Below are 13,785 nucleotides of genomic sequence, written 5' to 3'. Positions count from 1 at the left end.
GTAGTAATAGATTATTTTTTGTTTATAACGGCGAGTAGCGCAATCTTAGTAGTACCGATCCGCATAGCCTTCAGCTTTGAATATCTCAGCAACCGAATCGATAAGCTTTCTTCAGACCAGTTCGTTCTCTTTTATTGTCTGCAACCTCATCTTTTTGATATTAATACTTTTTATCAAGTTCCAACATCATCAGATCCTTGTCCCGGTATTCTCCCGCGATACGGATGGCTTTTTCCAGCGTTACCTGATGCCTGAAGCCGAACCTGGAATAAAGTCTCTTTGCCGGTTCGTTGTAGGAGACGACTGATAATTTCACCTCAGTGATCTTCGGGAATTCCTCGCTGATGATCCGTAGTAAGGTCATCAGCATTCGTTCGCCGATGATGTAACGATGACCTTTGCTCCACACATATAAACTCGATATCTCCCCGGTCGACCGCTTTTTTCCTTTAAGATCACCTGCTGTGAAAGAAACTACCCCACAAAGTACCCCTGTTCTCAGGTAGCCTAAGGTTAAGCCCTTAGCCGGTTCGGTGATAACTGGCGGATCGGACCGATCATTCGTACAAAGTCCCAGGTGATCGGTATTTACCGGATCATCCTGGGCGATCAGTCGCAAAAAGCCGTGATCACGATCGTCCGTAAGTCTGACAAGCTGAACATTACCCATGATCTTAAACTTTAAGCTTTGTTATGATTTCTGCCAGTAGTTATTTGCAGCGGCGATCGTCGCAAATTCGGTAGCGACGGTCTGCCCGATAGCGATCAGCATCATCGGGTCTTCAGCATAAACATTGCGCAGCTTGGTCCTGACATCTGCATCCGGCTGGGTAACTTTGATGATCAGGCGCGACATTTTTACCGCTAATGCGCGACCCTCTTCGGGGGTCGCGGTGATCAGGGAATTCCCTGGTATTAATTCTATTTGATCTGCCATTTTTTTAAAGGTTTGATATTAGTTGGTCTCTGAATTTTCAAGTTGATCCGCAGTGGTCATCGCTTCGGAGCCATGAACAGCCAAATAGCGTTCAGCGTCCAGCGCCGCCATACAGCCGCTTCCTGCGGCGGTGACCGCCTGCCGGTAATAGGGATCCTGCGCATCACCGCAGCAAAATATGCCCGGGACATTGGTTTCAGTGCTTTTGCCTTTGGTCAATACGTAGCCGGCTTTATCCAGCTCAAGCCATTTCTTAAAAATGCTGGTGTTCGGGTTGTGACCGATCGCTACGAACAGACCTGTTACCGCCAGTTCACGGTCTTCGTTGGTTCTGTTATTGATCAGCTGAACGCCGGTGACCACCAGGCCATCGCCTAAAACCTCGGTCACCTCGTTATGGAACAGTACTTCAATGTTCGAAGTGGCCAGCACCCGGTCGGCCATCGCTTTGGATGCCGCGAACTCACCTTTACGGATGATCATATAAACCTTCCGGCAAAGCTTGGCCAGGTAAAGGGCTTCTTCAGCAGCAGTATCGCCGCCGCCACAAAGCGCCACATCCTGCCCGCGATAAAAGAATCCATCGCAGATCGCACAGGCTGAAACGCCGCTGCCGTTGTATTTTTGTTCAGAAGGCAGGCCCAGCCATTTGGCCGACGCGCCGGTAGAAATGATCACACTATCGGCCGATATTATGATCGTTTCGTCAATGATCACCTGGTGCGGCCGCGCCGAAAAGTCGACGCTGCTGACATGACCATAGCGGATCTCTGTACCAAAACGCTCCGCCTGTTTTTGCAGGTCATCCATCATGGCAGGTCCTTTAACGCCGTTCGGATAGCCGGGAAAATTATCGACCTCGGTCGTGAGCATCAGCTGACCGCCGGTAGCGATTCCGGTATATAAAAGTGGATTAAGCCCGGCACGCGCAGCATAGATCGCTGCGGTGTAACCTGCCGGGCCGGATCCAATGATCAAACATTGAACGTGTTCCATAATTAGAATTCTCCTTTTTTCATGTAAGGCTGTCCCCAAAGAATACTTTGTAACAGCACTGATTTTAGCCAGGCATTTGACATTTTTTCTACATCAGCTGAACTGGCACCTGTTTTTGCCAGGAACGGCTTCAGGGTGGTCACCACCGGTATGGTCAATGCCGGGATATAACGGTAATTGATAATGGGTACCGAATTGGCCTGGTCGGTCTTGTTTTTCTTGGCCGAATAGTGACGCAGGCCGATCTCGTACTGATAGTTCAGCCAGTCCTGGTCATATTTAGCTTCAGCGGTTTGCAGTATCCACATCTTGAAGCGGGCCCGTACCTTGGCCAGATATTCGCCATCTGGTTTACCGGTGCTTTTATTGCCGAAGAAATAGACCAGTTGGGGTGTTGAACCGACAAAGCCGTACCAAACATCCAGTATCTGGTCGGTCTGTCCGGCCAGGATATCGTGGCTCATGCGCAGGTATTTGACGTCTTCGTCATTGAATAGCATGGACTGCTCCAGCAGTTGGAGATCGTCCAGGGTAAAGGGTGACTTGGCTATCTCTTTGGTGCCATAGGTGTAACCATGAGGCGCTTTAGTGTCCTGGGCCTGGGTCTGAAGGGTGATGATCAGCGCAGTGATGATCAAAAAATATATACGTTTCATTTGTGTTTTATGGTGATCTGTGATTAAAAAAAGCCCTGTCTTTCAAACAGGGCTCCGATGATTTATCCTTTAACGTCAGCTAAAGATGCGCCGAAGTTGATGTGCAATACATTGCCGTTTGGTGTTACTAACGCCGGTACAGACTGGATACCTGCTTTTTCTGCTTCGGCGATACGGCTTCGGTCTTCGCCGATATTTACGACCTCCACATTGTTTTCGCCGATCAAGTTAATGATGTCTTGTTCTGCGCTTACACATACCGGGCAACCCGCATGATAGAAAATTGATTTTGCCATTTTTTTGATGAGTTTGATTTGTTGACCTTATTGTCATGACAAACATAGTTAGGAGTCCTAACGTCGTCCTGATCCAGTTTTATGGTTTATCCGGCTAAACTGGTTGGGCAGCTGCAGCCTAACAAAATGGTAAAAAGAATAGCTGTAAACCTAATTTGAGCCTAAATTTGTTCAAGCGTGCAAATTTTATGAAAGAGATACTTTTGGATAGATTGGAAAATAGCGACAATATCGGGTTCGATATTAAGCGTATCCCTTCTAACGACCTTACGGATAATTTCCCGACCGAGGCACACCGGGATGACCATTATACTTTTTTTCTGCTTGAAAGTGGCAGCGGTTCTGTTTTGGTCGATTTCCAAACAGTTCAAGTAAATAGTCCCTCATTATTTTTTGTACTTCCGGGTCAAGTTAATCAACCTGTTGATCAAGATGCAGCTAAAGGCTGGTTTCTTGGGGTAGAGGCTTCTTTAATGCCCACCCAAAGCAGAGATGCCTTAGGAGGACAATTGATGCTGCAACAACCTATCCCGTTGGATCCTTTACAACTCAGGCAATTTGGCGACTTGCTTAACCTGATCCTTGAAAAACGACAAGCCCCAAACAACGATGTTCTCTATCGTCCCGCTATCCACGCACTTGTTCAAGCCTTCCTATTGGAGGTAGCGAGATCGTACAGCCATATGACCGGAGTGAATTCTGGCCTTTCGCGACCACATCAACTTCTTCAGGAATTTAAAAAGTTGTTATCGACCGAGATCAAAAATTTAAAAAGCCCTTCAGCATATGCTTTGCAACTTCATGTTACCGAATCCTATCTTAATGAGGTAGTGAAAAAGATCTCTGGTTTTACGGTGAGCTATTGGATCCGTCATGAAGCTATTATGGAGGCAAAGCGACTTTTATACTACAGTGAACTAACTTCTAAAGAGATAGCTTATGAATTAGGCTATGATGACCATTCCTATTTCGGACGGATCTTCACAAAAGAAGTCGGAATGCCTGCAATAGCTTTCCGCAGGCAATACCGTAAATAGTCCTATCATTGCCCTCAAACCGCCATTTTCTGCCCGTCATACTATTGGTTCCTTTGTGCAAATGTTAGGCACATGGAAAATTCTCTTCTAAAACAGCTCAGGAAAAAGGCCGATCTATTGCTTATTCCATCATTACTGCGATCGGGTCAGGTACTGGCAGTAAGAACCTGGGAGCCTGCCACTTTTGTCGAGATAGACCTTCATTTACCGGATATGGATATGGAATGGGAAAGCATACCATATATCAAGTTTAAAGTGGATGACTTCACTTTTCGCGATTATACGCCTTCCGGTTGGGATGCCGACAAACGTACCTGCACAGTATTCATCGATACGGGACACAATGGGTTTGGAAGTAAATGGGCAGCAGGATTACAAAAAGGCGATGTCGTGAATTACCTGAAAACTGAGCGTACTAACCATGCACCGGATCCGCAAAAATGGTCTGTGGGACTGGGTGATCTAAGCGGTCTTGGTCATTTGCTGGCATTAGAACAGATGAGCAGGTCAATAAGTCATTTTACGGGTTCCGTATTGCTGAATGAGCGGCAACACCTAAGATCTTTTCGGGAGTCTCTCGACTCGCGCTTACAGCCTATCGAATGTGAGGACGAAGTGGGTGACGGATCCCTGCTGCAATGGGTTGTCGAACAAAAATTTCATCCCGATCAAACTGTGTTTTACATCGTCGGTAACAACAGATTAGTAAGCAAACTTAAGCGTTCGCTAAAGGAGTGCGGGTTCTCATCATCGCAGATCAAGGTGAAAGGATTTTGGGGTTAATATATTCCTGATAGACAATTTTCAACAAATATAAAAAGACATGAGATCTGAAAAGAAAGTATTAATATCTGGTGCCAGCATTGCTGGCACCGCACTGGCCTTCTGGTTGCAAAAAGATGGGTATTCCATAACGGTAATTGAGCGTTCTGAGGTATTCCGAACAGGTGGTCAAAACGTCGATATTGAGGGTCCCGGACAAGAGGTTATCAAATTAATGGGGCTTGAAGAAAAGATAGAAGCGATGAATACAAGGGAGAAAGGTGTTCAGTTGCTGAATAACTCGGGTAAGGCTATAGCTTCTTTAGCCAAAGGTGCCGTGGGCTCTTTTACCAGTTCCTACGAGATCCTGCGTGGTGACCTCGCCCATATCATGTACGATGAAACGAAGGAGAAATGCAACTATCGCTTTGGCATAACGATTACGGACATCCATCAGAATGAGCGTAAAGTATTCGTCACCTTTAGTGATGGCACCAAAGACGAATTTGATCTTGTTTTTTGTACAGAGGGGGTAAGTTCAAATACCCGAAGAATGGTCATGGATGAAAGTATCCGATATAAATATATAGGACTTTATGCTGCATATTTTCGGATCCCGCGACGTGCTGAGGATGGTGACTGGGCAAAAATATATAACGGTAAAGGCGGTTCTTTTATATTAGTAAGGCCTGTATATAACAGGGATACAACGGTCCTGGTTAATTTCCGCCGAAAGCAGTTTGACACCAGAGACATCAACTCGGCTGAACAAAAACGAATGGTTAGGGAGGCACTTGCAGGTGCGGGCGGGCTTGCCAACAGAGTGCTTGAAGATCTGGACTACGACCAGGATTTTTACCTCGGACCGTACACGCAGATCATCGCCTCCACCTGGTCAAAGGGTAGGTTCATACTTTTGGGTGATGCTGCCTATTGTCCTTCTGCGCTCACCGGTCAAGGCACACCGCTGTCCTTAACGGGTGCCTACGTTTTGGCCGGGGAACTCAAAAAACACCAGAACTATAAAGAAGCCGTTAGCGAATATGAGAAAATTATGCGCCCTTACGTTGACAGTGGCCGTACTTTTTTTGTAAACTGGCTTCGCTATCTTTATCCCAGATCATCGTTTGGCATTGCTATCCTCCGTGCAATAGCCATGTTTCTAAGTAGTAAATTTATGCAACGCATTTTCAGGCTCTTTGGTGGAGGGAATGATACATCCTCCTATGGTGGCTTCGTCCTTCCGAAATATTTATTCTAACCTGTCTGGGTGTGTAAATATGGCCTCTTGTTGAGAGAGTGTATGTTAGAACACTTTGTATATAGTCAGAGTTTATCATGATCTACAAATGATCAAAGAAACAGGGCTGTTCGAATTAGAGCAACTCTATAGGAAGTTTAACTAAACCTTGATATGCGGGCATTTTCTTTCCAGACTTCCCGATATGGTACATATTATTCCGTTCTATGCACTTCACCGATTTGAAGGCAAGATAGCTTTGCACGACATCTGAGGATCATCATGATCTGATCAAAACATTCAAAGCACTTCTTAAATGAAAAATCGAACGAGAAACTATTTGCTGATCACATGCACCCTGCTAATAAGCATGATGGCCAATTTCAGTTATGCACAAAAGAGATTTACGATCAGTGGTACGTTAAAAGATCTATCGACCGGAGAAACACTGATCGGTGCGACCGTCAGGATCAAAGAGTTACCACAGACCGGTACAGCCACCAATAGTTATGGCTTTTACTCATTATCAGCCTCAGCGGGAGAATATACACTGCTATATACTTATATCGGCTATGAGACCATCAGCAAAAAGGTATCTCTTCAACAAAGCCAAACTATTAATATTTCATTATCCCCAAAAAGCGAACTCACTGAAGTAGTGATCAGTGCTAACCGGCCCAACAACGACAACATCGCCTCTCCACAAATGGGAATGGAAAAACTGAATATGGCACAGATCAACAATGTCCCGGTACTGATGGGTGAGAAAGATGTGCTCAAAACCATTTCCCTGATGCCCGGAGTTAAATCCGCAGGAGAAGGCAATACGGGTTTTTATGTACGCGGTGGTGCTTCGGATCAAAACCTGATCTTACTGGATGAGGCTACCGTTTACAATGCTTCGCACTTACTCGGTTTCTTTTCCACCTTTAACTCAGACGCCATCAAAGATGTCAGCCTTTACAAAGGCGGTATGCCGGCTCAATATGGCGGGAGGTTATCTTCCGTTCTGGATATCAAAATGAATGATGGCAATAATCAGAAATTTACTGCACAGGGTGGCCTGGGTTTGATCTCCTCCCGTTTAAAGGTCGAAGGACCGATCGTAAAAGACAAAGGCTCCTTTATGATCAGTGCCCGCCGTACCTATATCGACATGTTCCTTAAACTGTCGTCCGATTCGGTACTTAAAGGCAGCTCGCTGTATTTCTATGACATTAACGCCAAAGCGAATTATCATTTTGACGATAAGAATGCTATCTATGTTTCGGGGTATTTTGGCAAGGACGTGCTTGGATTGAAAAAGATCTTTGGTACCGACTGGGGAAATGCGACCGCAACGGTCCGCTTTAATCATTTGTTCAGCAATAAACTCTTTTCCAATACATCGCTCGTCTATAGTAACTACAACTATACCATTCAAAACTTTCAAAGCAATGATAGTTATAAAGCGACCTCCAAAATCTCCGATCTGAACTTTAAAGAAGACCTGCAATATACGATCAACGACAAGCATTTGCTCAGGTTTGGACTGAATGTCCTTCACCATACCATCGCGCCCGGCGAGATCAGTTCGCCCTCCACTTCCAGTTTCAACAACAAAACCACAGAACGAAGGTATGGACTGGAAAATGCGATCTATGCCGGTGATGAATGGAAAGTCAATGATAAACTCACGGTATTGTATGGTTTGCGGCTTGCGGGTATGTTCCTGCTCGGTCCCGGGACTTTCAAAACTTATGATGCCGCAGGTAATGCACTTAATGCTACTGCTTACAGGTCCGGTCAAAGTGTGAAGAATTATGTCAACCTGGAGCCCCGCTTATCTGCCAGCTATACGATCAATGAGGAAAGTTCTGTAAAAGCCAGTTACAACCGTAATACGCAAAATATTCACTTGCTGAGCAATTCGACCAGTAGCCGTCCCACTGACCTGTATGTAATGAGCAGTAATAATATCAAACCGGAGATCGCCGATCAGTTCTCGGCAGGCTATTTCCGGAACTTTAAAGAGAACGCCTATGAGTTTTCCGCGGAAATTTATTATAAGAAATTGCAGAATCAGATCGATTACAAGGATGGCGCGCAACTGATCGTTAACCCGGACGTAGAATCTCAATTGACCTATGGTGATGGCCGCGCGTATGGGATGGAACTTTTCCTGAAAAAGAAATACGGTAAGTTCAACGGCTGGGTGGGCTATACGTTATCGAAGACCGAAAGAAGATTCGATGCGATAAATAACGGTAGTTATTATCCGGCCAGACAAGACAGGACGCACGATGTCTCTGTCGTTGGTATCTATAAATACAATGACCGCTGGACATTTTCGACAGCTTTCATATACGGGACCGGCAACGCGGTCAGTTTCCCGACAGGTAAATACAATGTGGGCGGTTTGACCACCTATTCCTACTCGGAACGAAACGGTTATCGCCAACCGGCCACGCACCGCCTGGATCTTGGTGCGACTTTGGAAAGTAAGAAAAAAGGCAGATTCCAATCGAGTTGGACGTTCGGTATCTATAATGTCTATGGCTATAAAGACACGTTCATGATCACTTTCCGCGATAGCAAGACCGACCCTACAAAGACCGAGGCTGTGAAGACCAGCATTTTCGCAGCGCCTATTCCTTCAGTAACCTGGAACTTCAAATTTTAGCAACAACCACATGAAAATCTCAAAATACAGCATTTTATTATTAATGATCACCTGGACCCTTAGCGCGTGTGAAAAGGTCATCGACCTTAAATTGGGTAACAAAGCAGGCGATCTGGTCATTGAAGGAAATATTACCGATTCCAATTCCCAACAATTAATTAAACTCAGCACGAACGTCCCGTTCACCAACACCAACACTTATCCACCGGTGAGCGGGGCAACTGTGCTGCTTTCAGATGACCAGGGAAATTCCTACACATTAGCGGAGAATGCCAATACGCCGGGAACTTATGGCGTGGCACCGTTGGCCGGTGTTTCGGGAAGATCTTACAAAATGACCGTTGTCGTGAATGGGAAGACCCATACCGCGACCAGTAACCTGCCGAATGCGGTCAAACTGGATTCGGTCACCTCAAGAGTCAACGAATTCGAAAAAAAAGAGCGGGATATTACCGTACACTACCAGGACCCGATGGGCCTTGGTAACCAGTACCGCTTCCTGATGTTCGTCAATGACAAGCAGGTCAAAGCTGTTTTCGCCTTAAATGATGATTTTAACGATGGGAAATACGTTCATGCTGATCTTGACCAGAATGATATCAAAATTTATCCGGGCGATCGTTTACGGGTGGAAATGCAATGTATCGATAAGCCCATCTATACCTACTGGCTGACCCTGGTACAACAGCAGGACTCCGGGCCGGGTGGCGGTGTTGCACCATCCAACCCGCCGACCAATATCAGCCCCAAAACGCTGGGCTATTTTAGCGCCCATACAAGCCAGGTGGTTTCGGTTGTCGTCCGTTAATAAGACCTTGTGTTAAATAGAGTTATAATGGGCATAAATACCAGTTCGGGCTGGGCACGGACCATCTATATTACCATGATAGACAGCGATCATAACCGCCACCTGATCCCGGTCATATTAACTTATAATCTCACCCTGTTCGATCTTTTTAGAAAGTTAAATGCCAGCCTGTTCTGCAATTGCAGCAGGATGCGCGGATCAGGTTGCCACTTTGAAGTTCTAAAGTGCATGGAGAAGTTACCATTGCCAGGATATTTGGAAACCGATATTCTACACGATCTTTATGATCAAAATATTTTTAGCAGGATCGCGTGTCAGATCCTGCTCACTGAATCCGTAAATGGTTTGATCATAAGAGTACCATGGAAAGTGACTTTACATTATCTTTATTGGAATAATGATCTGCCGCTATGAACGCAGACTATATGGCCAGACAGAACAGATCACCTGCAAATTCTGTAAAAGGAAAAACCATCCAGATAAAAGTTTTCAGCGACTGTTGGATCGTATGAAATGCTGACCTTTTCATTTCCGTCGGCGTTAAGCCAAAAGACTTTTTAAACACCCGATGAAAATGCTGAGGATGCGTATAACCTAGCTCATAAGCGATCTCAGAGATGGTCTTTTCCCCTGAATGTAGCGCAAAACATGCCTTTTTCATTCTTTCCTGTAGTACAAAGTTAAAAACAGTTTGCCCAAATAACGCCTTGAAACCTTTTTTGAGACTGAACTCATTGGATTGGCAATCCCTCGCTAAATTAGCTAAGCTGGGCGGGTCGTTCAAACGGACCAGCAGAAGATCACGCGCATAAAATAATTTATCACGCTCTGACAAAGTGATGGCGGCGGGCTTCGCTGATCGCTCAAATGGCAGCAGGATCTCACATTGATAACAAAGCAATTGCAGAACGACCGCTTCAAAATACATTCGCTTAAGCCCTTTCGGGCCCGGGCTTTGCCATAGGTTCCTGAGCAGGAGATCGATGGCTACCGGCAGGTCTAACACAGGTGCCTGGCGAAGGAAAGGTTTATGATCTTCCAATTTATGCGCGATGACCTCCAGGTCCGGAGCATAATTCAATAACAGGCGTTGCATTGCTGTGGGTTCGAACTGAACACTGATCATGTGAAATCCCTGTCCACACAAGAGACTGTTCTCTTCTAAAGAATCCGGATTAAATAAACAGTTGTGATAGCCTTTGGTATAAGGCTGTTTTTCGAGCAGGCCGGATTGACTTTGATCAAGGCGTCCATCAAGTACGAAATTCATTTCGACAAATGAGCGATCATTTTCGTGGGACCAAACTGCCGGGCCTTTTGCTGTTGTAAATCTTGCATCGATCACGGTAAAGCCTTCTCCGTTCAATATGCAGGCCTTGCCATGCCGGTTGCCAAAGGTCATGTCAAAACTATACTCGGTATCCCTGTTGCAGCTTAACAATTCGTTCAGGTTACCGTCGGTCGTTTCTTTCTGTTGAGGCATATTTATTTGATTTTGCTTTTACTTTTATTCGCTTTTATCACGCCGAGCACCTCACATTTAAAGCTCCATGCGGACAATAGCAGGATTATTTTTATGGCATCTACAACCGGATTATCTACCCTCAAAACTTTGTCTTCGTCATCAAGATCAACATTGATCGCCGCGCTGTGGTAATGTTCCTGCAAGTTTTGTATGATAAAAGCCACCTCTTGCTCATTCTTTATATTGGTCTTAAATACCGCTACCATGATCTTTTAGTGATTTATTTTCCTGTTCATCCGGTACACAAAATAAAAGGAAGACAGGATGATCAGACAGATGATGTATCCAAGCGTGTATGTTATGGAGATGTTGACCACCTGATTCCGGGCCAAACTGACCAGGCAATTAGCTGACGTGGGGCGTGCAGCAAACGCTATAAAAGCGTGTACAAAAATAGTTATTTAAAAGGTATTTTCATTAGTAGCTGGTTTCCGGTTCAACGTTACGTTTTCTTCTCATAGATTCTCCCTTTAGTTCGATACGGTGCGCATCATGAACGATCCGGTCCAGGATTGCATCAGCAACCGTTTTTTCACCGATCACTTCAAACCATTTGCTTACCGGTAACTGCGAGGTAATGATAAGTGAGGTCTTGCCATGTCTGTCCTCGATAAGTTCCATTAGCGCAGCCCTGCTTTGTGCATCAAAAGGCTGGATACCGAAGTCATCCAGTATGAGCAGCTGTGTCCTTTCCAGTTTAGCGAGTTCCTTGATATAGGAGCCGTCTGCCTTAGCCATTTTCAGTTTGGCGAATAACTTAGGTGTGCTGGCATAAAATACTCTGTAGCCGAGCATACAGGCCTGATAGCCGAGTGCAGAAGCCACATAGCTTTTACCGATACCGGTGCTGCCGGTGACCAGTATGTTTTCATTGCGGTCAATGAAGGTACAGTCTGCCAGGCGCATAATCTGGTTCCGGTCGATGCTTCGGTCGGCATGGTAATGAACGTCCTCTACAGAGGCTTTATAGCGGAACTTGGCATATTGTATCGTTCGTTCGATACGCCTGTTTTGCCGGTCGTCCCACTCTGCATCTACCAGGTGGGCCAGCAGCTCATCCGCTGTATAATCATTCGTTTTACCCGTTTCCATGCTGCTTTTGAAGGCATGGAACATGCCGAAGAACTTCATCTTCCGCAGTTTGTCCAATGTACTTGTGTTCATGTTATTTGTTGTTTAATGGTTATTTGTAATAGTCTTTTCCCCTGATATTATCATGGTTAGGCATAGGCAGTTCGTCGGCAAACATGCTTTCCTCATAGCCGTCCATCTTGTTCTCCAGGATGGTTTGTATCGTTTTATAGTTATGGATACCATAGCTGAGCGCACGCTGGCAGGCCATTGTTAAGCGCTCGTTCCCGGCTTTCTTGGCGAAGCCAAGCACACCCAGGCAGGACTTATAGGCCTGCTCCGGGTGTTGCTTCCGGTCAAGGATCTTCAGGATATACAGCCGCACATCCTCATGGATGGATGCGGCCCAATCCAGGAACTTATCAGGTGTCCAGTCAGTTACAAAGCGGTGCGTAGTGGCCATGTGGTCTTTATCGGTTGTATAGCCGTAAGGGTTCTTTGCCCGCTTATGCAAAGCGATACGCTCATAGTTGGAGTAGATCTCCACGATAGTGCGGGAATACAATAGCTTTACCCGCTTGCCGATGAAGCGGTAAGGCACACTGTAATAGTGTTTATCAGGGCCAAGATTGACATGGCCGTTCTTGATAACCTTAGCATAGAAGTGCTTTTTGAACTGGTAAAGCAGGACAGGCAGCGGCATCAGGGTATGCCGTTCGATCTCTTCAAACTGTAGCCTGCGGCTGTAGTTACGGCCTTTAAGCAACTGGCTGTTATGGGTTTCCAATGCTTCCCAGATACCTGTATTCAGCTCTTTTAAAGAATGATAGGTAACCCGGTTGATCGGTGCATAGATCTTGGTATAGATGATCTTAACAGCACCTTCTACCAGTGCTTTATCACGCGGGCGGTACGCCCGCGCTGGTAGTATGGTGGTGCCGTAATGATCTGCAAAGTCCTCAAACGTTTCGTTCAAAGTAGGTTCATAACGGCTGCTTTTGGTTACAGCTGCCTTCAGGTTATCCGGCACAATGGCGGCAGGAACGCCGCCGATAAAGTGCAGGGTATTCTCGCAGGCTGCAATAAAGTCTTCCTTTTGCTGGCTCATAACCGCTTCTACATAGGTAAGCTGACTGGCTCCGAGGATAGCCACAAAGACCTCTACTGCAATAACTTCACCGGTATCCTTATCGGTATAGCTTAGCTTTTCGCCTGCAAAGTCCACATAAAGCTTATCACCGGCTTTGTGATCCATGTGCATGGTCGGGTTGACCCTGGCTTTCCATTGGTTGTAATAAAAGCAAAATTGGCTGTACTGGTAGCCATCAGGAAACTCTTTGCGGTAGGCTTCCCATAGCATGTACCGGTTGACACCTGTGCGTTTGAGTTCTTTATCTACTTGGGGAAAACAGCGCTGCATGGACTGCATACGGCTGGTAGGCGGGTGTTCTTTGCTTTTCCCGAAGAGATCTTCGAGTTCCTTATCGTTAAGGGCATCGATCTCTTCAAAGGTAAAGCTACTGGCTTTAAAGGCGGCCAGGTACTTCTTTACAGTATTCCGGGATGCATCAGTCTGGGCAGCGATGGTCATTATGGGCCGCTGCTGGCTGTACATCCTTAAAATCTTTCTAATCTTACTCATGCTGATCGTCGAATTGGCCATGTTTGGAGGTATATGTTGCCTCCAAAAGATGGTTGCTTCTACAGCATTTGCTACACGTTCAGGGTGGTCAGTTTGTCCCGGAATCCCCTGGTCAGTTTGCCCCGGAATTGGTGGTCAGCTTGCCCCGGAATC

The 13,785-nt window shown here is 45.8% G+C and carries 14 protein-coding genes; 5 read left to right on the top strand and 9 right to left on the bottom strand.

The features are described from left to right. Window positions 1-160: 160 nt before the first annotated feature. From ABD894_RS08365 to ABD894_RS08345, 5 genes are all read right to left on the bottom strand, one after another. A complete protein-coding gene (locus tag ABD894_RS08365; RefSeq protein WP_345210555.1) occupies window positions 161-670 on the bottom strand; it encodes a GNAT family N-acetyltransferase in 510 nt (169 codons plus the stop codon). 21 nt (window positions 671-691) lie between these two features. Then, window positions 692-937 carry a hexameric tyrosine-coordinated heme protein gene (locus tag ABD894_RS08360; protein ID WP_345210554.1) on the bottom strand — a complete coding sequence of 82 codons (246 nt, stop codon included), beginning with the start codon at window positions 935-937 and terminating at the stop codon, window positions 692-694. Window positions 938-955: 18 nt separating this feature from the next. Further along, window positions 956-1,933 (bottom strand): thioredoxin-disulfide reductase, encoded by a 978-nt coding sequence (gene trxB / locus ABD894_RS08355; RefSeq protein WP_345210553.1) that lies wholly within the window; start codon window positions 1,931-1,933, stop codon window positions 956-958. A gap of 2 nt (window positions 1,934-1,935) precedes the next feature. Next, window positions 1,936-2,589: a protoglobin domain-containing protein gene (locus ABD894_RS08350; RefSeq protein ID WP_345210552.1), complete on the bottom strand. Its 654-nt coding sequence runs from the start codon at window positions 2,587-2,589 to the stop codon at window positions 1,936-1,938. Window positions 2,590-2,651: 62 nt separating this feature from the next. Beyond that, a complete protein-coding gene (locus ABD894_RS08345; protein WP_345210551.1) occupies window positions 2,652-2,885 on the bottom strand; it encodes a thioredoxin family protein in 234 nt (77 codons plus the stop codon). A 188-nt stretch (window positions 2,886-3,073) separates the two neighbouring features. Between ABD894_RS08345 and ABD894_RS08340 the strand changes: the two genes are divergently transcribed. The 5 genes from ABD894_RS08340 (at window position 3,074) to ABD894_RS08320 (ending at window position 9,394) form a co-directional block, all read left to right on the top strand. After that, entirely contained in the window at window positions 3,074-3,922 is an 849-nt protein-coding gene (locus ABD894_RS08340; protein WP_345210550.1) for a helix-turn-helix domain-containing protein, read from the top strand. Window positions 3,923-3,994: 72 nt separating this feature from the next. After that, entirely contained in the window at window positions 3,995-4,705 is a 711-nt protein-coding gene (locus tag ABD894_RS08335; protein ID WP_345210549.1) for an SIP domain-containing protein, read from the top strand. 40 nt (window positions 4,706-4,745) lie between these two features. Then, window positions 4,746-5,945, top strand: coding sequence for an FAD-dependent monooxygenase (locus ABD894_RS08330; RefSeq protein WP_345210548.1), 1,200 nt, complete (start codon window positions 4,746-4,748; stop codon window positions 5,943-5,945). 349 nt (window positions 5,946-6,294) lie between these two features. Beyond that, window positions 6,295-8,586, top strand: a complete 2,292-nt coding sequence (locus tag ABD894_RS08325) for a TonB-dependent receptor (protein ID WP_345210708.1) — start codon at window positions 6,295-6,297, stop codon at window positions 8,584-8,586. 10 nt (window positions 8,587-8,596) lie between these two features. Next, entirely contained in the window at window positions 8,597-9,394 is a 798-nt protein-coding gene (locus ABD894_RS08320) for a DUF4249 domain-containing protein (protein ID WP_345210547.1), read from the top strand. Between the two features lie 421 nt (window positions 9,395-9,815). Here ABD894_RS08320 and ABD894_RS08315 read toward each other — a convergent pair whose 3' ends face one another. From ABD894_RS08315 to istA, 4 genes are all read right to left on the bottom strand, one after another. Continuing rightward, window positions 9,816-10,877, bottom strand: coding sequence for a helix-turn-helix domain-containing protein (locus tag ABD894_RS08315; RefSeq protein ID WP_345210546.1), 1,062 nt, complete (start codon window positions 10,875-10,877; stop codon window positions 9,816-9,818). A 2-nt stretch (window positions 10,878-10,879) separates the two neighbouring features. Further along, entirely contained in the window at window positions 10,880-11,125 is a 246-nt protein-coding gene (locus ABD894_RS08310) for a hypothetical protein (RefSeq protein WP_345210545.1), read from the bottom strand. A 211-nt stretch (window positions 11,126-11,336) separates the two neighbouring features. Then, window positions 11,337-12,083 (bottom strand): IS21-like element helper ATPase IstB, encoded by a 747-nt coding sequence (gene istB, locus ABD894_RS08305; protein WP_345210544.1) that lies wholly within the window; start codon window positions 12,081-12,083, stop codon window positions 11,337-11,339. 19 nt (window positions 12,084-12,102) lie between these two features. Then, the gene (gene istA / locus ABD894_RS08300; RefSeq protein WP_345210543.1) at window positions 12,103-13,632 is read right to left on the bottom strand and encodes an IS21 family transposase; all 1,530 of its coding nucleotides are present in this window, start codon (window positions 13,630-13,632) and stop codon (window positions 12,103-12,105) included. Window positions 13,633-13,785: the final 153 nt, after the last annotated feature.

Origin of the sequence: Mucilaginibacter gynuensis (assembly GCF_039541195.1) — a bacterium.
Taxonomy (GTDB): Bacteria; Bacteroidota; Bacteroidia; order Sphingobacteriales; family Sphingobacteriaceae; genus Mucilaginibacter; species Mucilaginibacter gynuensis.
The sequence above is the reverse complement of the archived record's forward strand: the minus strand, read 5'-3'. Positions and strand labels throughout refer to the sequence as shown.